Here is a 20,960-nt window from a genome sequence, read left to right as displayed (position 1 = left end):
GGAAAGATGGAAAGGAAAAAGATCTTGTGTGCAAGCATTTTACACTCATTGAATTAATGACTTCACTGACAGTCATATCAATAATCACTTCACTTATATTGCCAAGTATTAGTCAAACACGTCAACAGGCCTATCAAAGTTCCTGTAAAAACAATCTTAAAAATATTGCTATCGTCAACTCAATTTACACCGATGATCACAAAGGTTTAGTCATCCCTGCCGATTTTGGAAATAGTAATGAGGGAAGGTTACATCACTGGGCAAACTTCATCACCCACATAGGTATGGATGAAAAGATCCTTCAATGCTCATCTTTAGATAAAGACGAATATTTTGATCCCTCGGGCCATGATCCCCAAACTGGGAATATCTATACTAAAGCATCGTACATTATGAATATTATCCCCAGCGATGCCTGGAACTCTTCTCCCATTACCATAGAAGGCATGGGCTGGTGCTACGATCCTGAAACACCAATAAATATAAATGATGTTAGTCGACCTTCGAATACAATATATATCACTGATGTCATTGCTGAATTAAGCAATTCTCATATTGGCATTAACGCTTTCTCAAAAAGTGATTGGGGAGAATTACTATTACCTCCTCTAGGCAATGTACGTAGAGTGGGTATTCAGCACGACGGAAATTATAATGCCATTTTTGGCGACGGTAGTGTTAGAACGATCGAACGGTCTAGTCCTGAACAATGGAATACTCAACAGTAGTTATTTTTTCGTAGAGTTCTTCGGATAAAGCTGTCGAAATGCAGTCATACCCGTCATCAAACGATGGGGGTAATCCCAGTAAAAATAATCTTGTCCCTGTTTATAAGGCCAGCGCTTGGCGCGCTCCCTGGGTGATTCCCCAAAACGAAACAAAATATCTTCTGATAGGAGAGGTTTTAATTTCTTAGCCAATACTTGCTGGCGCACACAAAAATCATGTGGCATTGATGGCAAAAGAATTTCCGCCTTTTTAATATCATCTGCAAGGTACACATGATCATGCCAAATTTCAGCTGCTTTTCCTTCTGTTAGATCATTCCAATGAAAGTCAGGTAAAAACTTTTGATATAAGGGGTCCACTAAATAGTCACGCCCCTCATAGGTGATTTGACAAATTGTATGCTTTGATATCCCCGTGTCTTCCTCAATAAAGTAGATTATATACACATCTGCACCTAGCTGGTAAGCTAGTTCACACATTGCCCAGCTTTGACGGTCACAAACGCCAAAACCGCGTTGCCATATTTGCATAGGAAAAGCTGCCCTATCTGGACCATCCCCTTTGGCTTTCACCTGTATATTGACCAAATTATACAATGCCTTTATGGGATCCTCTCCCTCTTTTAGCTTAGACTTAACTTCCTCACTCAATCTTTTAAACAGCAGACTTTGAGCCCAATAAAAGTAATCCAAATCATTAAACTTAGGATCTTCATAAAAAGCCTTACCTAAAGAAAACTCTTCAAATAAATTCAAGTACGTCGGTTCCTTGACTTCAAAATCTGTGGCCAAATAAATTGAATTTAGAGTGAGTAAAGCCTGCTCTCTTTTACCGAGTAAGACTTGTTCATAAAACTTTTGTAGCTTTACACTTTCTTCATCACCTGCTGCTTCTTCATTTACATCTGCATTTGTTTTGGGCAATTCGCTACTGACTTCTTCTTGCTTGCACGACACAAACATAACAAATACTAATATATATATCAATGATTTTTTCATTAAGGGAATTCCTTGAGATGCCTTTTCAATTGCTCTATGGGTAAGCCCATGATATTTTCATATTCCCCATCAAAGGACTCAATAATCAAATCCCCACTCTCATCTATATTATATCCTCCTGCTTTATCCAAAGGATTAACTAAAGAATAATATTGATTAACAACTGTCTCGGTAAAATCTTTAAACTTCACTTGACTTAATCCCGTAAACTGATCAATGCGATCACCACAAGATAGGCAAACAGCTGTGTAGACTTCATGTGTTTCTCCCGACAAATTCAACAAGCCTTTTTTTGCTTCGTTTAAACTTTTAGGCTTCCCCATCAGCTGTCCTTTAAAACACACCACCGTATCGGCCGCAATAATCAACTCATCTTTATACTGACTTGCTATTGCTTGAGCTTTAAGTTTTGCATTAAATGCAGCTGTCTCGACAGGCTCCCCCTCAGATAACTCATCAACATCCGCTGCGACGATTTCAATATCAAAACCCGCTTTTCTAAGAATATCTGCACGACGCGGTGAAGATGATGCTAAAATGATTTTTTTTCTTTCCACTAAAAAGTCCTTAACTTATCAAAACTATAATTAAATCATCAAAATTGGGTAAAACACTTAGAATTTTTCATACAAAATTGTAAAAGCAATCAATTCATTTACATAAACGGATGAGGGGATTGAAATTCATTAAACTCAGAGTATATAAGATGCTGTAAAATAGGTTTATGTCTAGCTTCAAGCAGTGTCATAAACAGCTAAAAACTTTTAAAAAATAGTAATAGGGTCAAATATGAAAAATATTGGCAAGGAAAAAGCCCTTCAGATGCTCGAACAAATGATTCGTGTGCGTCGTTTTGAAGAAGGCTGCCTTAAATCCTACCAGCAGAAGTTCATCACAGGTTTCTGCCATACATATATCGGTCAAGAAGCTGTTGCAGTTGGCGCCATGGCGCACCTCACTCCAACCGATGCATACATCACTTCCTACCGTTGCCACGCCCAAGGCCTCATCGGCGGACTGACTTCAAGAGAAGTTATGGCGGAAATGTTTGGCAAAATCACTGGTTGCGTTCGCGGTAAAGGTGGTTCAATGCACGTTTTCTCAAAGAAAAATAACTACCTTGGCGGTCACGGTATCGTTGGCGGACAAATCCCCATCGGACTCGGCGCTGCTTTTGCTCTGAAATATGAAGAAAAGGAAGGCGTTGCTCTTACTTTCTTTGGCGATGGTGCATCCATGCAAGGAACTTTCCACGAAAGCTTAAACCTCGCATCTCTCTGGGATGTTCCGGTGATTTTCATCTGCGAAAACAACCAATACGGCATGGGCACGGCCAATGATCGCGCCCTAGCTAATCCACAAGTATCTGACTTCGCAGCTGCCTACAAAATGAAAGGTTACGAAGTCGACGGCATGAACCTTGAGTCATCCTACAAAGCTTTTGGCGAAATCATTGCCGATTGCAAAAAGAACAGTCGTCCTGCACTCGTAAACGTTACAACTTACCGCTACCAAGGCCACTCAGTTTCTGATGCCGGCCTCTACCGTACTAAAGACGAAGTTAAGTGCTGGAAAGAAAAAGATCCCATCAACAGCTTCTATAAATCTATGGAAGAACAGGGTTGGATTGACGAAGAAGGTTACAAAGCACTCGACAAAGAAATGAAAGCGGAAGTAAAAGACGCTCTCGAATTCGCTAAAGAATCTCCATGGCCTCCAATGGACGAACTCACTAACCACGTTTACGCTTGAGGTAAAACATGCCAATTACTGAATTTAGACAAGCTTTAAATCAAGCTCTCGAAGAAGAAATGATCCGTGATGAAAAAGTTTACATCATGGGTGAAGAAGTTGCCGAATACAATGGTGCTTACAAAGTAACGAAAGGTTTACTCGACAAATTTGGCGAGAAACGTGTTCGCGACACTCCAATTACTGAAGCTGGCTTCACTGGCCTCGGCATTGGTTCTGCCATGATGGGTTTACGCCCTGTCGTAGAATACATGAGCTGGAACTTTTCTCTTGTCGCCATTGACCAAATCATCTCGAATGCAGCCAAGATGTACTACATGACGGGCGGACAATTTTCTGTGCCAATCGTCATGCGTGGCGCCTCTGGTGCGGCCGCTCAAGTTTCTTGCCAGCACTCACACAATCTCGAAAGTTTTTATGCTCATATCCCCGGTCTCATTGTTATGGCGCCATCAACTCCTTATGATGCAAAAGGCTTACTCAAAGCAGCCATTCGCAATGACAACCCCGTCATTTTCCTCGAAAATGAAATGCTTTATGGCGACATGGGCGAAGTTCCTGAAGAGGAATACCTCATCGAAATCGGCAAAGGCGACATCAAACGCGAAGGTACTGACGTAACAATCTGTGCTCACCTCCGTCAAGTCGGCTTTGCACTTGAAGCTGCAGAGATCTTAGCTAAAGAAGGCATTAGTGCTGAAGTTGTTGATCCCCGTACAATCAAGCCTCTCGACATTGATCTCATCGCTGACTCAGTTCGCAAAACTAAGCGTCTTGTTGTTGCCGAAGAAGGCCACAAATTCTGTGGATTTGGCTCGGAAGTATCCGCACTCATTCACGAGATGTGCTTCGACGACTTAGATCACCCCGTTATTCGAGTAAGCCAGGGCGAAAACCCACTTCCTTACGCGAAAAATATTGAAGCAGCTTCACTTCCTGATGTCCAAGACATCGTTGCCGCTGCAAAAAAATCACTTTATAAATAGGAGTAAGACATGTCTACTATCATGATTACCCTCCCTAGCTTAAGCCCGACAATGACTGAAGGCACCATTGCAGAATGGAAAGTTAAGCCAGGCGACGAAATCGAATCTGGTCAGGTTATTGCGAGTATCGCAACTGACAAATCTACTGTTGACTATGAATCCCTCGAAGAAGGTTTCCTCCGTGAAATCATCCTCGAAGCTGGTGGCGCTGGTCCTGTAGGTAAAGTTATTGCTGTCTTTACTGAAGAAGCTGACGAAGATTACTCAGCGGACCTTGAAGCTGCACTTGCCGAAGAAACTGCTGCAGAACCCGAAGAAGAAGCTCAAGAAGAATCTTCAGACACAACAACTGCAAGCTCTGCGCCAAAAGCTCCTGTGAGTGGCGGTGCTGTCACAGCAACAATTGTTCCTGTTTCTGCTCCCCCTGCTGAAATCCCTGGCGTCGGCTCACTTAGTCCTTCTGCTCAAGATATCAAAGTATCTCCTGCAGCTCGTAAACTCGCTGAAGCTAAGCGCATCAATCTCGCAGCTGTAAAACCTGCAACTACTGGTGATCGCATTGTCCTCAATGACATCGAAACACTTCCTAATGGCTATGGTGCATCTGAAGCTCAGAGTGGCTCTGGATTAGTCGGTTACGTTAACCGTGCTAGTGAATCACTTACTGATATTCCACTCACACAGATGCGTCAAGCAATTGCTAACCGCATGGTTCAGGCTTCTGCTGGTGTTCCGGTCATCTATCTCACCACTAAGATCGAGATGGATCGCCTCATGGATCTACGCGCTCAAATCAATTCAATGGAAGGCGTGCGTATCTCTATCAATGACTTCATTGTTAAAGCCTGTGGCCTCTCACTCGCTAAGTTTCCCGCTATGAACGGAGCTTTCCAAGGCGACAAAATTGTTCAATTCAATGACGTGGATATTTCTGTTGCTGTTTCCATCCCAGATGGTCTCATCACTCCAATTGTCCGCTCAGCTGACAGCAAAGGTCTCGCATCAATTTCTAAAGATGTTAAATCACTCGTTGGCAAAGCACGCTCAAACAGCTTGAGCCCAGAAGAATACCAAGGCGGTTCTTTCACAATCTCAAATCTTGGTATGTTTGGTGCGGTCGATAGCTTCACAGCTATACTCAACCCACCTCAGTCTGCGATCCTCGCAGTAGCCGGAACTCAAGAAGAACTCAAACTCGTCAACGGCGAAGTTAAATCTGCTAAAGTTTGTAAAATGACTATCACTTGCGATCACCGCGTTATTGATGGTGCTCTTGCAGCTGAATTCATGAATGCCTTGAAAGACTATCTTGAAACCCCAGCCAAACTCATCGTTTAAGGAGATCCAAATGTCTGAAAAATTTGACGTAGTTATCATCGGTGCAGGACCTGGCGGTTATGTTGCTGCCATTAAAGCAGGCCAAGCAGGACTCAAAGTTGCCTGTATCGACAAAGCTGAACTCGGCGGCATTTGCTTAAACTGGGGCTGCATTCCTACAAAAGCATTCTTAAAATCTGCTGAAGTTTTCCAATCAATGAAGCACGCAGAAGACTTTGGTCTTTCCTGCTCAAATGCAAAAGCTAGTCTCGAAGCCATTGTTAAACGCTCGCGCGGCGTTTCCAGCACAATGGTAAGTGGCATTGAATTTCTTTTCAAGAAAAACAAAGTTACACACATTAAAGGCACTGCTGAAATTATTGCTTCCAACCTTATCCAAGTCACTGATGAAGAAGGTTCACGCCACATCGAAACTGACAAAGTGATTGTATCTACTGGTGCTTCTCCAGTTAAGATCCCAATCTTCCCTGTCGATGGCGAAAACATCATCACTTACCGCCAAGCTCTAGAGCAAACTAAGCAACCTAAAAAAATGCTTGTTATTGGTGCTGGTGCAATTGGTGTAGAATTCTCTTATTTCTTTAATGCAATCGGCACAGAAATTCACTTAGTGGAAATGGCTGATCAGCTTCTCCCGGTAGAAGATGCGGACTCCGCAAAAGTTCTAGAAGCTGAATTCAAGAAACAAGGTATCAACGCTTACACTAAGACGAAAACTAAGTCACTTGAAGTTATCAAAAAAGGTAAAGTTAAAGCTATCCTTGAAACTGCCAAAGGCAAAGAAATTGAACTAGAAGTAGATCGCGTTCTCGTTGCCGTTGGCATGAGTGCAAATACCTCCGGCCTTGGTCTTGAAGGCGCTGGTGTAAAACTCGATGAACGTGGCAATATTCTCGTTAACGAATTCCAACAGACTTCTAACGAAAACATCTACGCCATCGGTGACTGCGCTGGCCGTCAAATGCTCGCACACAAAGCTTCTGCCGAAGGCGAAGTCGCTGTCGATCATATTGCTGGCAAAGCTAAACACGGTGTTGACTACGGCCAAATTCCTGGCTGTACTTACTGCCAACCACAAGTTGCTGGCGTTGGACTTACTGAAAAAGCGGCTAAAGCTGCGGGCAAAGATATCAAGATCGGTCGCTTCCCTTTCACTGCATCGGGTAAAGCTCACGGTGTTGGTCACCCTGAAGGCATGGTTAAACTCATCTTCGAAGCAAGTACAGATCAATTGCTTGGTGCTCACATTGTTGGCTACGACGCCACCGAAATGATTGCTGAACTCGGACTCGCTATGAAGCTCGAAGCTACTTGGGAAGAAATTGCTCACACTGTACATGCTCACCCAACTCTTTCCGAAGCGGTTATGGAGTGCGCCATGGATTCACAAGGCAAAGCCATCCACATCTAGACTTATTATACAGTCTTCAAAAAAGCCTCTCCTCACCGAGAGGCTTTTTTATTACCCAGACAATAAAAATTTGCTTAAACTCCGAATGGGCTGTATACTTAGCTAAGTAAACAGACTAAGTTCTCTAAATATGAATGTAAATATACACGAGGCAAAAACTCAGCTCTCAAAGTTACTAAAACTTTGTGAACAAGGTAAGGAAATCATCATTGCCAGAAAAGGCGAACCTATTGCCAAACTCAGCCCTCTCAAAAACAGTAGATCCTTGGGATTTTTCGAATGTGACGTCCAGATGGAGCATTTCGACGACCCAATCCCAGGAATGGATGATTATCTTGTAGCCGAAGAACAAAATGAATATCCTTCTTGATACTCATGCTTTCATTTGGTTCGGCACGAATCGTATGGACAAATTAAGTGAACTTGCAATCACATCTTTTTTAGATCTAAATAATGAAATCTATTTAAGCAAAGCAAGTATATGGGAGATGGCAATAAAAATCAATATTGGCAAACTACACTTACAAAAACCTTTAGAATCATTGATTTCATCCGCTATCAAAAATAATATCAAAATTCTCGACATCGAACTGAATTACATTTTAAACTATCAAAATTTAAAACTTCATCACAATGACCCCTTTGATAGATTAATCATTTCATCGGCCTCTTCAGAAAAAATGAAAATCATTTCCTGCGATGAAAAATTTTTACTTTACAAAGAAGTCGATATTATTTGGTGATTATTTTCACTAAGATTTATCAAACAAATCAACTTTTTCTATTGAAGCTTGTGTCAAACTTAAGTATAATAAGCGAACTCGAATTCTACAGGAATAAAACACGCTTTTTATGCTCAGCCTTAAGCAAATCAAATCAGTTACTTTTAACTCAGCAAAAAATGCTGCTTCGGACCCCTTTTACTTAGTCCTACAGATTGGCTCCCTTTTAGTCATGCTCGTGCTTGCCTGCCTACCCAGTCTCAGCGAAGCTTCCCATGTTCGCTTCGTTCGTGACCAATGCCTTAGCTTCGTTTTTATTGCTGGCTGTCTTGGGGTCGTTTTCTCAACAATCAAAACTGTCACTGACGACATCCAACGCGGTGCGGGTGACATCATGATGAGCCGCCCCATTTCTGCCAACACTTTTTTACTTGGCAAACTCTGCGGCCTAATCTTCTCGCAATTTTTATTCTTTATTTCTCTCTCAGCTGCTTATCTTTGGATTAGCGAAATCGTTCACTATAGCGCCGACATCCTTTACTCGAGTCTGGCTTTATACGTGATTGCTGTTATTGCGGGCCCCGCCATTGGCGCCTTTCGCCAAGCTTTCTTCAATAAGAGCTTCCCCTTTTTTACCTCTCTAGCCATTCCTGCAGCCATGGTAATTGGTTTAATTCTACGACTTGTATTTGGATACCCTGGCGACATGGATTTCCTCGGCCTCCAAGCCCTGCTCCTACTCTTTTTTGCAACCCTCGCATTCTCTGGGATCCTACTTCCTAGCGCCGTACGCTTTGACACCCCCATTGTTCTTCTCTCCGGAGCTCTCATTTTTTTCTTAGGCCTCTTCAGTGCCTACGCAATAGAAAGCATCATCCCCTACGAAAAACTCAAAACTCTTAGCCTCAGCGTCGTTCCGAACTGGCAGAATTACTGGATCCTAGATCACTTAGCCCTCAAAGGCAAAATCAATATTCAGTACATTTTATCCTGCTTAAGCCAATCCCTCCTGCTTTGTGGCCTTTACCTTTGCTTAGCCATAGGTATTTTTGAGAAACGCGAAATTAATGGAAATAGCTAATGACCTATAAACGCCAACAAAAACTTGCTCTTTTCTCCGCACTTGGCAGCTTCTTTCTCCTCAGTGTTGTTGCTTTGCTTATCAATAAGTCACCTGAAGATTCTTTTGGACCCGTATTTCAAACAGGTCTCGCATTACTTTCGACTGCACTCATCTCATTCTTGGCTTACTTTCACGCCGGATCTTGCTCACGAGCGGAGATAGAGAAGCAAGATTTAGAGAACCGCCCCGTAGAAGACAATATTTTCTCTGATGACGAAGAAGAATTTACTGGACCCCAGCAAAAAAACTTGGAGTCATTCCGCAAGCTCATCATCCCACTCTTCCTAATCATCATTTCTGCTATTGAGTTCACTGGCGCCATTTATTTTTTCAATTTAACTGTCCCAGAAAACCTCAAACTCCCTGAACAAGGCTCTAACCCCTTTTTACTCAATAGCTTTTTGCTCTTTGGCTTAGCTTTCATTTTCTTTGCCACAGGCAAATACCTTGCGGGCGTTGCCTACGGAGAAAAAGCCAGCCTCATACGTCCATCATCTGGGCGACTTTTATTCCTCTCTTTTGCTTGCTTAGTTGCGGGATCCGCATCACTACTAGCCAACTACAATCACCTCCAGTGGATTGACCATGCTAACAAAACTTTAGCTATCGTCATTTTCATCCTAGCCTTTGAACGCCTCTTACTGTGGGTGCTCGATATGTATAGACCTCGCGAAGCCAACGAAGATGAATCCCCTGTATATGAGAGCCGCCTCTTATCAATCTTCAGTCGCCCAAGCGGCTTCATCGGCAACCTTTCCGATGTCATGGAGTACCAATTCGGCTTCCGCATATCCGAAGAAATCATCAAAGGCTTCCTCTTCAAAATTCTCATCCCTTTTGCCAGTCTACAAATCATTTTACTAATCCTATTTTCCTCTTTAAGTTACGTAGCCCCAGGGCAAACAGCCATCATTAGTGGTTCAGGAAAAACTGAGACTCGCACCTCAGGCCTACACTTCACACTTCCCTATCCCCTATCCTCAGTTGAGAGATTCGAAACTTCAAAAATCCATCAACTCAACTTCACCATGGGTCCCGATATCCGTAGCGATAAAGAAAAAGCAAAACGCGCCTTCCTCGAAGACAAATCTTGGAGCAATACAGATTATCAAGCTAGCGTCTTCTTAACAGGAGGACAGGGTTCTAACACTACAGGTTTGGTAGTTCTCAATGCCCAAATCAATTACAAAATCAATTCGAAAAAAGTATTGCACTGGGCTCAATTCGAAAACCCTCAAGAACAGCTCAAAACCATGGCTAGCAGGGCACTAACACGCACTTTATTAGATAGAAACTTCTCTGCACTCTATAAACTTTCTAGAACTGAACTCGCACAAGAACTGCAAGCGGCGATTCTCAAAACCATGAATAATAGTAATAGCCCATTAGGAGTTGATATCATCAGCATTGAGGTATTGAATTTCCAACCGCATCCAGCTATTGCTGAAGCTTGGAACCAGAAACTCGACGCCCAAGAAAAGGCACGTCTCGAACTCGACAAGGCCAAAACCTACGCTCAGACCTCTGAATTCAGTGCCATTAGTGAAGAAAGTGACATCATTAATAAATCCACGTCCAAATTTTTAATGAGCGAGGCCCTCAGTAAAGCGGATAGTGAAATTTTTGAAACACGCCTTGCTGCCTTTAGAAAATACAAAGATCTTTACACACAATTTGAATACATCGAAGTCCTCACTAAACACCTTAGCGGAGTTCGCAAAGTCGTGTTCACTAAAGAACAAAAGAAAATTGCTGACCTCGATTTAAAAAAACCGCAACCCAATATCCTCGACATCACGGAGTAAACTCATGAAAACATCCTCAAAAACTCCTCTTATTCTCTCCCTCATCATATGCCTTGTTATGCTTGTCGCTATGTGCTCTTACAGCGTTGGGCAAAGCGAAGCGGCAGTCATTACTGCTATGGGAAAACAAGAGCTCGAAAACAAGCCCGGATTACACTTCAAACTACCATGGCCCATGGCCAAGACCAGCATCATCAACACCAAGCGACAAATCTTTTCCGGCTCTGCAAGAGACATCCCCACAAGTGATGACATCCTACTCTCCTCTCAAGTTGCCGCCACTTGGAGAGTCACTGACCCATTGGCTTTCCGCAACTCATTGGGCAGTCTCACCGAAGCCAAAAGCACTCTCAAGTCCCTCATTGAAACTAATCAGGAAAGTACTCTTCGTTCGAAAACACGCCAAGAATTATTCTCAACCAAAGGCATGAGCTCAAGTGAAAAAGAACTTCTTCAAGCGCTTAACAACAAAACTCAAAGTAACTATGGTATCACTTTTGACTTTGTCGGAATCACCAGTTTCAATATCCCTGCCAGTAACTCAGAAAGCATTTTAGCCAGAATGAAAGAAGAGCGTAATAAAGAAGCCTCACTCATACTTTCTAAAGCAGAGTCTGAGGCTAAAGTTATGCGCGATCAGGCTGACACTAAAAAAGCTAAACTCCTTGCATCTGCAGAAGCTGAAGCCCGCCGCAAGAGAGGCACTAGTCTAGTCAGTATCACCGAGCAATATGAAAAACATCTAGAATATAGCGACTTCATCCTTTTCCTTAAAAAACTAGATGCCCTTGGAGAGGTCTCTCGTTACGACACCACCCTTTTCATCGATCCCAACACTCCTATCTACGATGTCTTAAAAGCACCACAAAAAGCTGAGTCTAAATAGAATGTCCGAAGAAAACACAGAGAAAGGAGGCCTATCCTCCCTGCAAGATGCCTTAAAGACAACTTTTATCTTTATTCGCATCACGATGTTTTTACTCGTCATCGGCTTCATTTTTAGTGGGGTCGAAAGTATTGATAAAAATGAAAAGGCTGTGGTCTTGCAGTTTGGCAAGCTCAAATCAACCACAGAAAATAACTCCAGCTTTGTCTTTGCTTGGCCCTACCCCTTTGATTCCGTCATTAAAATTAAGACATCGAGTTCACGTAGTATCAAATCAAATACTTTCAGCCCAGAAATAAATGAAGCTGATAAAATCATTCAAAGTACACCTAACAAAGCCCTCATTCCCGGCAAAGATGGCTACTTGCTCACGGCTGACATGAATATCCTGCACTGTGAATCCACTTTGCGCTACACGATCAATGACTTGCCCAAGTACCTTTTTGATAATGAGGACCTAGAAAAACTACTACATCAACTCTTAGACAACGCTCTTTTAAAGACCGTTTCAGTACGTAACATCACTGAAGCTCGCAAGCAAAAAGACCTTTCACAAAGTACACTATCACTCATTAATAAACGCATTACCGAAATGCACCTCGGCATCGAAATCCTCTCACTCGAACTCAAACCCTCCTTCCCTCTACAAATTAGAAAGGAGACCAACGCCTTGAGCCAAGCTTCCAACCAAGCCTCCAAACTCATTAACGAAGCCGAAACTTATGCTAGTCAAACAATCAACCAAGGAGAAAGCCAAGCGGCTAACATCGTGTCCAAAGCTGATATTGACACAACTGGACTTGAAGCCAGATCGGATGCGCTGCTCAAAACTTTTCTCGAACTCAAGAGCCTCTATGATAAAGCTCCTGAAATGACCCGAGAATTATTACTCCGAGAAAAAATAGCCTCGATAATGCCCGACCTCGAAGCGGTTTACTTCACGAATCCAAATGATACGGAATTACGACTATCTATGCCTCGCCGTCCACTCCAGAAAAAAGGGGAGCTCAAGAAATAATCATGTCTAAAAAAGAAAATTCATCTTACCGCTACCTCATCTGGGCAGGTGCAGGCTTACTTTTCATCATCAATGCGCAAGTTTTCCGTTATTTCGTGCAAGACCAACTCTTTTTAGCTTCTCTCAGTGGGCTCATTGCCACGATCATTATGCTTATCCCTTTGGTAGCAACTGTCTTCAAAGACTTTAAAGCTGGCGATCGAAAAATGCATGAGCTCGCGATCATTGCGGTCCTCGCAAGCTGTGTGGGCTCTGAAGACTTCACTACTCCGGCAGCCATCGCCTTCTTTTTACTTATTTCCCTCGTCATTGAAAACAAAACGGCCTCAGGCGTCAAAGCTTCTCTCGAAAAATTAGCCAAACTCGTACCAGGCAAAGCGATGCGCTTGGATAAAGAGGGCAAAGTCACTGAAGTTGAACCAACTGAACTGAGCGAAGGCGACATCATTCGCATCCCCCCTGGCGAGAACATTCTTGCTGACGGTGATATCACAAAAGGTAAAAGTTCCATCAATGAAGCCAACATTTCAGGTGAATCACTTCCCGTTGATAAACAAGAAGGCGACGCCGTTTTTGCGGGTACAGTCAACCTCAATGGTCTTTTAGAAATTCGCGTTACTCGTGCAGGTAAAGACACCACCATTGGCAAAGTACGTGAACTTATCATGAATGCTGAGCAAACTAAACTCCCCTTTGTCCGTATGATCGATGAATACGTGCGCTTTTATGTCCCCATTATCCTCACTGCTACTGCTCTTATCCTTTACTTTAACCCACATGCGAGCGACACCCTCATGCGAGTAACTGCTGCTTTAGTTATCGCCTGTCCCGTCGCTCTTATTTTGGCTACACCTACGGCTATTGTAGCTTCACTCTCAGCTGCTGCACGTTCAGGCATCCTCATCAAAGATATCAATCATATCGAATCTATGGCTCGCGCCGATGCTTTCATGTTCGACAAAACGGGTACACTCACTTCGGGAACACTTTCTGTAGAGCTCGTCGCTCCCCTTCAAGAAGGCGATGAAATCTCACTCATAAAAGCCGCCGCTATTGCGGAGTCCGCAAGCTCACACCCCGTTGCACGTGCGGTTAGACGTTTTGCGGAAGACGCAGGTTTTGAAGAAGTTCACCCCGATCACCTCCACGAAGAACCCGGCCGCGGTATGCGTGCCGAATGGGATGGTCACACTATTCTTGCCGGTAATCTAAAATGGATGGAAGATAATAATATCAACACCGAATACTTCGATGCTGCCCTGGATGATATTGCCCTAAGCATGAGTTTGCTTTATATCAGTATTGATGGTATTCCCACTGGATGGCTCGGTCTCTCAGACTCTTTACGCCCTGATTCAGCCGACACTTTAGAGGATCTCAGAAATCGCGGCATTCGCTACCTAGGTATTGTTTCAGGTGATCGTCAATCAGTAGTTGATCACGTAGGATCGAAACTTGCCCTCAATGGGCGCAATGGTGGATGTTCCCCAGAAGACAAAGTTAAACATTTAACAGCCCTTAAGGAAAAAGGCTACCATGTCGTTTTCGTGGGTGATGGTGTTAATGATGGCCCTGCCCTCGCAACTGCCGACATAGGTATTGCCATGGGTGCCGCTGGTAGTGACATTGCCGTGGAGTCCGCCTCTATTGCTTTGATGAATAATAACCTCAACCGCTTGCCGTTCCTTACACAACTTTCTCGCGCCATGCGCTCAGTCGTTTTACAAAACCTTGCCCTCGGTATTTTTATTATTTTGGGAGGCATGATCCTCGCCGCCATGGGTATGTTGCAACCCGTTATTGCGGCAGCATTTCAGGTTGTTGGCTCACTTGCTGTGGTTATGAATTCAGCACGTCTCGTACGCCAAGGTGAAAATTTATCTGGAGATAGCCATGAGTAATGAAGATTTTCTAATCAAGGGTGCAGGCTTACAAAAGACTTTTAAAGATTTTTGGGGGCGCCCCAAAGTTAAAGCCATTCAAAATATTGATATCACTGTTCCAAAGGGAAGTATCTTTGGCTTACTCGGCCCTAATGGTGCCGGCAAATCAACCCTTCTAAAAATCATCCTTGGCCATCTCTACCCCACAGCAGGCCGTATCCAAGTTTTAGGCAAAGACCCACGCGATGTCAGTATTAAACAAAAAATGGGCTACTTACCTGAGCGCTCCTACCTTTACAAAAATTTGACTGCTACTGAAACCTTGCATTATTTTGGTGAGATCTTAGGACTCGACAAAAAGCAAATTAAAACTCGCACAGAACAACTTCTCGAGATGGTAGGCTTAAAAAATGCCATCCATCGTCAAGTTGGACAATTCTCTCATGGCATGACTAGACGCATGGGCTTAGCGCAAGCCCTTCTCAACGATCCCGAACTCCTCATTCTCGATGAACCCACCGCGGGCCTCGACCCCGTAGGCTGCCGTGAAGTCAAAGACCTCATCCTCACTCTTGGCCAGCGTGGCAAAACTGTTTTACTTACAAGCCACCTGCTCGCAGATGTCGAAGACGTCGCCGATGATCTACTAATGATTTTTGGTGGTACCGTTCAATCCAGTGGTAAAGCAAATCAGCTCCTCCAGGATCAAGATAAAACTCGTCTTGAATTCCCCAATGTAAGTAAAGCAACTCTTCAAAAAACTTTGGCTTCATTAAAGTCAGAACTGCCGAGTGCCAGCATCAATATCACATCACCCAATCAAAGCCTCGAAGATTATTTCCTTAACCTCGTCCGTACGTCTACTGCTAAAGGTGATTCAACTTCAGGTGCAGCCGCAGGCTCAGGTGTAGCAGAGTACCTAAGGGATGAAGAGGAAACACAGGGGTCAGGAGTCAGAAGTCAGGAGTCAGGTGAAGCAATTGATAATGATGAATTTTCAATTTTAAATGAAACACAGACTGATTCAAAAGAACAAAAAGCTGAATCACAAATCCCACAAGAAAATGTAGAAAAAATTGATCTAGCTAATAATTCAGAATTAAACATTAAAAATTCAAAATTAGAAAAGCCTGGGAGCACCGAATTCCATTCGGATCACAAGACAACTCAAGAAAATACAGGCGGGACGCCTGCGCTCCCAGCCAAAGACAAGACCAAAAAACCTGCCAACTGCCAACTGCCAACTGCCAACTCAGGTTCAAGTGCAGGGGCGACTAAAAGCCATTCAGAATTAAACATTCAAAATTCAAAATTGTCTGAGCCCAAAAAACAAATAAAAAACACTTCCGCTCAGACTAAACTCCCTCCCGTCCCTAAGTTAAACCTCAGCGAAAACGAGCAAATCTCCATCAAAATGAAAAAAATAAATAAGTATATTCATCGCGCATGAAAAAAACTTTAACAGTTTGTAAACTCTGTTTGCGTTTGTTATTGAGAAATGGCAGTATCAAAGGACTAGCTGCCCTGATCATCGCCATTAGCCTCTTTGCTTTTTTTTCAACAAAACACAATGGTGTTTTAATTGATGAACTCAAGGTACGTGTTCTCTACTCATTCAGTATCACTTACACCTTCCTGAGTATTGCCGTCATTGCCTTAACCTGCTTCACCATACGTCGACAAATCGATTCGCGAAATATCCATCAACTCTGCTCACTCCCCTTGAGTCGACTTAACATCTGGCTAGGCCAAGCCCTTGCCCTTTTTCTCATTGCCTTCTCCCTACTTTCGATTTTGTACCTAAGTATTATCGGTGCTTCTTATTTCTACCAAAAAGATTTCTCAATTGAAGAAAAGAATACCCTCTACGAACAAGCCCAAACTCCAATAAAAGAAGTTAAACCTGAATTCCTCAGTGATTACGATCTTATTATAAAAGCAGTTAAGGAGCGGGGCGGCAAACTGCAAGCGGGCATGCCTCCCGAAATATGGAATGCCATTCACCTAAAAGTCATCAATGAGGCTCAAAATATTTCTAGCCAAAAATTTAAAATCTATGAATTCAACTTTGGTATGCGCCCAAACATAGAATTTTTCACTTTCTATTTCCGTCCCTTTTTTAGCGGTAAAAAAGCTAATTTTCAAATTGACATCCTTCCCGAAGTAAATGCTCCCGCAAACTTTTCACTCAAGGATGAAAGTTCTCAAGCAAGGAAAACCTACCTCGAAATCCCCAGTTCGGCCATACCGCCCAATGGGCAGTTCTTTATCAAAATTACTAACCTACATAATGGCACTGTGAAAATACAGCGAAGCAATGGTATTCATTGTTTTTACTCAAGTTCAAACTATAAAAATAATTTATATAAAGCCTTTCTTTCTCATAACCTTCACCTCTCGGTATTTATTCTTTTGGGCATGACTTGTGGTACCGCCCTAACTTTTGCGACTGCAACTTTTACAAGCTTTGCTCTTTTCCTCATTTCACTTTCACATATGTTTTTTGAAAATATTGCTAAGGACATGCTATTTATATATGAACCTCCCATGAGCACCATCATTGCCTCCAAAACGATTGAAATTTTATTATGGCTCGCTAAAGGTCTTCAAGCTCCACCAGTAATTGAAAACCTCGCATACCATCGCCTTATTGAGAACGAAACTCTGTGGGGCAATTGGTTACCTGCTACAATCATATACGGTATTATTGTCAGTATCTTAGGCATCTACCTCTTTAATAAAAAAGAACTTTCCATTTTAGAGGTTTAAATGAAGAAATTTTTCTCACTCATCTTTCTTTTTGGACTTTTTTTCAATCAAACTTACTTGGAAAGGAAACAAAATGAACAAGAAATGGTCATCCTCAATGAGGACCTCCCCCCCACTCTTGCTCTTACAAGTATAGCTCTAGGGCCTCTCAAAGGAGTCATAAGCTCTGGCCTCTTATGGCGCGCCATGGAAAAAGAAGATAAAAAAGAATATATGGAATCATATCAACTTTCCCGTATGATAACCGCTATACAGCCGCGCTACCCTTCCATTTGGACTTTCCAGGGTTTCACCCTATCTTTCAATGTCGCAGCCTCCTACACTCGTCCCGAGGAACGTTGGCAATGGATTTTACGAGGTATAGAACTCATGCGTGATGATGGCTTAAAGTACAATCCAGATAATGCTGAAATTCGTCACGAAATCATGCGCACCATCAGTCATAAAATTCAACAATCTGATCAAAATTCATTATTCATGAAAAATGAATGGACAAAATTAATGCTAAATTATTTTGATGATGGTGATTATTCTGAATTACAACGTTTACGTAAAGCTGCTAGCTCATTAGCCGAATTAAAAACGCGCCCCTACCTCGACCAACTTGCTGAAGTCGCAAAAACTAATGGTATAAACCTTTACGATTTTAAAGAAAATCCGCCACAACTAAATATCAATTATGTTGGCTACCTTTTTGGAGGCAAAGCACCTGCTGAAGAACAGATGCCCACAGTCACTTCAGCTGTTACTAATTTGTATTACTATTATAAAAGAAATAAAATTGAGCAGGACCTTAAATTTGATATTTTACGCATGATTGAAATTGATGAAGAACTTGGTCCCTTTGATTGGCGCTCTCATATTGCCACAGCTCTGTACTGGGGATCTGAAGATATTTTTCAAGATTACATAACAGGAAATATCAACTACACAAGTATGTCGGTTGGATTAATGATTGATAATTTTTACGAAGGAAAAATTATCTACAATCAAGAAAATGATTCATTTATTCGTACGACAAATATCCAAGCCCTACCCACTATCCACCATTACTATGACAAGCTACTAATATCAAAACCTGACCGCAAAACACGTAAATCTCATGATACTTTTATCACACGTGCCATAGGCATCTGCTATAATATGAACCAGGCACAGGCCTCACGTGAATTATTTTCAATTTATAAAAGTTTTAGTGGACAGCCAGATTTAACTTTCGAAGAATTCATCTTGGGTTCTATGCTTAAAACTTTAAAATCGAGCACCTTTAAGGAAACACGTGCACTTATAGAATCGCTATTAGTTAAAAGTTATAAATCTGCAGAGGCTCTCAATCATGAAATGTCCATGGGCTTACGAAATAGAGCTATGCTAATGTATCGACTTTATCAAAAAGAGTATGGGAATTCCTCTGCTAAACTTCCAAAATTCACAGATATAGAAAAGTCGGCAAAAATTAGTCTATATGGTAAGGACACTAAAAAACTTGATAGCTTGGAAACTTTCTTAAAAGCGACAACTCAACAAAAGGTGACAAAAGTTTCTACCGATTGTGCCATTATTGAAGTAGATAAGAATGATTAAGACTGAATCACAAGTCCCACATAAAATCACCCTCACTTTACTTGTCTCTATTTCTGGACTTTTATTTCTTCAATTCCCCTTAGCCTTAATTTCACCTTATGGTTCAGAAATGGGCGATAAAGTTCATTCTTTTGAGTTTTTCACCTCATCTGCATGTGCCTTATTGAGCCTCTCATACTTAGTCTTGTACCCACCAAAGAATAAAAAAATACAGATTTTCTTAGTAAGCTCCTTCTTACTAATTTGCCTTTCCTCCTATCTTAATGGCTCCCAACTCCTGCCATCCTTGCATCTTTTCTCCTATTTCATTTGTCCCATAGCACTTTGTTCTGCTTTTAAGCAATCACCAAGATTCCCTTTGTGGATTCCACTTTGCTTTTTAGTAATCATTAATACCTTCACCTGCTTTTTCTTTAATCAGAAAGTAGGGATTCACGGTAACCAAAATTGGCTTAGTGCCGTTATTGCCAGCTCTTCTATTTACTTAAGCGCTTACACTATTGCCCTGCTTAAAAAAGCAGACTCGAAAAATAGAAAACTCATCCTCAGTCTTACTATAATCTTCATACTTAGCATTTGTATTTTAATTCTTTACAAAACCCAAACCCGCGCACTTATCCCTGCCTTTGCATTTTTTATCTTTTACTTCCTACTGTGTCGCTTTCCAAAACAGCGTCTTCAACTTTGCTTTTTATCCCTTTTATCATTCTTCGCTCTGTTTTTTACTTTTCAGGATAAACTTCAGCGCCTCAGCCTCAAAGACATCCGCCTACCCCTACTTAAAGACACAGCTAAGATGATCAGCGATGCTCCTATTCTGGGTCATGGCCCAGGACAGTTCATTACAAAGTTTTCGAATTACCCCAGCGATGAGCTGAACATCCGCCTCGATAGTGCTCCTATTTATGAGCACCCCCACAATGAAATTTTTCATATGGCAAGTCAGGGAGGCATTCCATTAACACTTCTATTTCTAGCTCTCTTGATATTAATCTTGTTCACTTCGCTTAAAGAAAAGCGATTCTCACTCCCTTTAGGTCTATGCCTAATCTTATTCACTCTAGGTCTCCTAGATAAAACCCTGCATCATGGAGCATCACTACTCCTATTTTTCATATTCCTTGCTCAAAGTATCAAAGAGTTCATTGCCATAAAACAAACATCAAGTAGATCGATAAAAAAGTGGCAGTTCCTTTTAGCTTTTGCATTACTGACTGGCTTCCTTTTCCCTCTCAGTCAAAAAACACTCGCCTCCTGGCATTTCAAAAAAGCAGATGATCATTCACATACTGCCGAACCCGAAAAACTTCAACAAGCATTATACCACTTACAAAAAGCTCATGAGTTAGATCCCCAGGAAATATCTTACGCCTATCACTGTGCACGCTTAGAGATCCATCTGGGTAAACTCCACGAGGCATGGAATAAATTAGAGCCCATAGTTAATTCCTACCCCTATTACAACATGACACTCCATGAGCAAGGTAAATTATTCGAGAAACTCGCTTATCAACAAAATGATGAAGCTAGCCGTAAGCACGTACTCAAACAAGCTTATATAAGTTATGAAAGTAGTTGCCTAAATCGCTCTTGGGACCTGAAGCGTTACCCCACAATCATTTCCCTATCACAAAAATATTTCCCAGAATCTGAACAAAAATATAAAACTTTGGCCTTAGAGCGCTTACGCGAAAAACAGCACTACAGAGATCAATACCACACAAAGACCTCTATCCTCTTGAATCATTATCTCCAAGCATGTGAAAATAACAATGATCACGAAATAAAACAGACACTCCAGACCTTAATTAACGGCTTCAAACTACCCAAGGACCCCCACTGGCAAAAATTTTATTTAGATTCGCTTAAGTAATAAGGTGACGGTCTACGACCTGAGTTGACGCTTCGCTGAGTTGGCGCGGTGCTGAGTTGACGGCCGAGGGCCTAACAGGACGC

The 20,960-nt window shown here is 42.1% G+C and carries 18 protein-coding genes; 16 read left to right on the top strand and 2 right to left on the bottom strand.

Features of this window, described 5'->3' with window-relative positions:
- The first annotated feature begins 26 nt into the window (after positions 1–26).
- Positions 27–728 carry a type II secretion system protein gene (locus PQO01_RS12480; protein ID WP_274314364.1) on the top strand — a complete coding sequence of 234 codons (702 nt, stop codon included), beginning with the start codon at positions 27–29 and terminating at the stop codon, positions 726–728.
- On the opposite strand, the gene PQO01_RS12475 is transcribed toward PQO01_RS12480, so the two are convergent.
- Together PQO01_RS12475 and PQO01_RS12470 are read right to left on the bottom strand one after the other, a co-directional pair.
- Positions 729–1,727 carry a hypothetical protein gene (locus PQO01_RS12475; protein ID WP_274314363.1) on the bottom strand — a complete coding sequence of 333 codons (999 nt, stop codon included), beginning with the start codon at positions 1,725–1,727 and terminating at the stop codon, positions 729–731.
- A complete protein-coding gene (locus PQO01_RS12470; protein WP_274314362.1) occupies positions 1,727–2,284 on the bottom strand; it encodes a Maf family protein in 558 nt (185 codons plus the stop codon). Before PQO01_RS12470 ends, PQO01_RS12475 begins: the two co-directional genes overlap by 1 nt.
- Before the next feature lie 232 nt (positions 2,285–2,516).
- On the opposite strand from PQO01_RS12470, the gene pdhA reads away from it, so the two are divergent.
- The 15 genes from pdhA (at position 2,517) to PQO01_RS12395 (ending at position 20,877) form a co-directional block, all read left to right on the top strand.
- Complete coding sequence (pdhA, locus tag PQO01_RS12465; RefSeq protein WP_274314361.1) at positions 2,517–3,479, top strand: pyruvate dehydrogenase (acetyl-transferring) E1 component subunit alpha; 963 nt, start codon at positions 2,517–2,519, stop codon at positions 3,477–3,479.
- A gap of 8 nt (positions 3,480–3,487) precedes the next feature.
- Positions 3,488–4,465 carry a pyruvate dehydrogenase complex E1 component subunit beta gene (locus PQO01_RS12460; protein ID WP_274314360.1) on the top strand — a complete coding sequence of 326 codons (978 nt, stop codon included), beginning with the start codon at positions 3,488–3,490 and terminating at the stop codon, positions 4,463–4,465.
- Between the two features lie 9 nt (positions 4,466–4,474).
- A complete protein-coding gene (locus tag PQO01_RS12455) occupies positions 4,475–5,803 on the top strand; it encodes a dihydrolipoamide acetyltransferase family protein (protein WP_274314359.1) in 1,329 nt (442 codons plus the stop codon).
- Positions 5,804–5,813: 10 nt separating this feature from the next.
- Entirely contained in the window at positions 5,814–7,214 is a 1,401-nt protein-coding gene (lpdA, locus tag PQO01_RS12450; RefSeq protein ID WP_274314358.1) for a dihydrolipoyl dehydrogenase, read from the top strand.
- Between the two features lie 130 nt (positions 7,215–7,344).
- The gene (locus PQO01_RS12445) at positions 7,345–7,584 is read left to right on the top strand and encodes a type II toxin-antitoxin system Phd/YefM family antitoxin (RefSeq protein ID WP_274314357.1); all 240 of its coding nucleotides are present in this window, start codon (positions 7,345–7,347) and stop codon (positions 7,582–7,584) included.
- The gene (locus PQO01_RS12440) at positions 7,568–7,957 is read left to right on the top strand and encodes a type II toxin-antitoxin system VapC family toxin (protein WP_274314356.1); all 390 of its coding nucleotides are present in this window, start codon (positions 7,568–7,570) and stop codon (positions 7,955–7,957) included. Before PQO01_RS12445 ends, PQO01_RS12440 begins: the two co-directional genes overlap by 17 nt.
- Positions 7,958–8,066: 109 nt before the next feature.
- Positions 8,067–9,017, top strand: a complete 951-nt coding sequence (locus PQO01_RS12435; protein ID WP_274314355.1) for a hypothetical protein — start codon at positions 8,067–8,069, stop codon at positions 9,015–9,017.
- On the top strand, positions 9,017–10,864 hold the full coding sequence (locus PQO01_RS12430; protein ID WP_274314354.1) for an SPFH domain-containing protein: 1,848 nt from the start codon (positions 9,017–9,019) through the stop codon (positions 10,862–10,864). The genes PQO01_RS12435 and PQO01_RS12430 overlap by 1 nt, the downstream gene beginning before the upstream one ends.
- A 4-nt stretch (positions 10,865–10,868) precedes the next feature.
- Complete coding sequence (locus PQO01_RS12425; protein WP_274314353.1) at positions 10,869–11,750, top strand: SPFH domain-containing protein; 882 nt, start codon at positions 10,869–10,871, stop codon at positions 11,748–11,750.
- A 1-nt stretch (position 11,751) separates the two neighbouring features.
- Positions 11,752–12,768 (top strand): protease modulator HflK, encoded by a 1,017-nt coding sequence (gene hflK, locus PQO01_RS12420; protein ID WP_274314352.1) that lies wholly within the window; start codon positions 11,752–11,754, stop codon positions 12,766–12,768.
- A gap of 2 nt (positions 12,769–12,770) precedes the next feature.
- Positions 12,771–14,669: a heavy metal translocating P-type ATPase gene (locus PQO01_RS12415; protein WP_274314351.1), complete on the top strand. Its 1,899-nt coding sequence runs from the start codon at positions 12,771–12,773 to the stop codon at positions 14,667–14,669.
- A complete protein-coding gene (locus PQO01_RS12410; RefSeq protein ID WP_274314350.1) occupies positions 14,662–16,101 on the top strand; it encodes an ABC transporter ATP-binding protein in 1,440 nt (479 codons plus the stop codon). Before PQO01_RS12415 ends, PQO01_RS12410 begins: the two co-directional genes overlap by 8 nt.
- Complete coding sequence (locus PQO01_RS12405) at positions 16,098–17,420, top strand: hypothetical protein (protein ID WP_274314349.1); 1,323 nt, start codon at positions 16,098–16,100, stop codon at positions 17,418–17,420. The genes PQO01_RS12410 and PQO01_RS12405 overlap by 4 nt, the downstream gene beginning before the upstream one ends.
- Entirely contained in the window at positions 17,421–19,004 is a 1,584-nt protein-coding gene (locus PQO01_RS12400) for a glycosyltransferase family protein (protein ID WP_274314348.1), read from the top strand.
- Positions 18,997–20,877 (top strand): O-antigen ligase family protein, encoded by a 1,881-nt coding sequence (locus PQO01_RS12395; protein WP_274314347.1) that lies wholly within the window; start codon positions 18,997–18,999, stop codon positions 20,875–20,877. Before PQO01_RS12400 ends, PQO01_RS12395 begins: the two co-directional genes overlap by 8 nt.
- Positions 20,878–20,960 lie beyond the last annotated feature (83 nt).

Source organism: Lentisphaera marina (assembly GCF_028745505.1).
Taxonomy (GTDB): Bacteria; Verrucomicrobiota; Lentisphaeria; order Lentisphaerales; family Lentisphaeraceae; genus Lentisphaera; species Lentisphaera marina.
The sequence above is the reverse complement of the archived record's forward strand: the minus strand, read 5'-3'. Positions and strand labels throughout refer to the sequence as shown.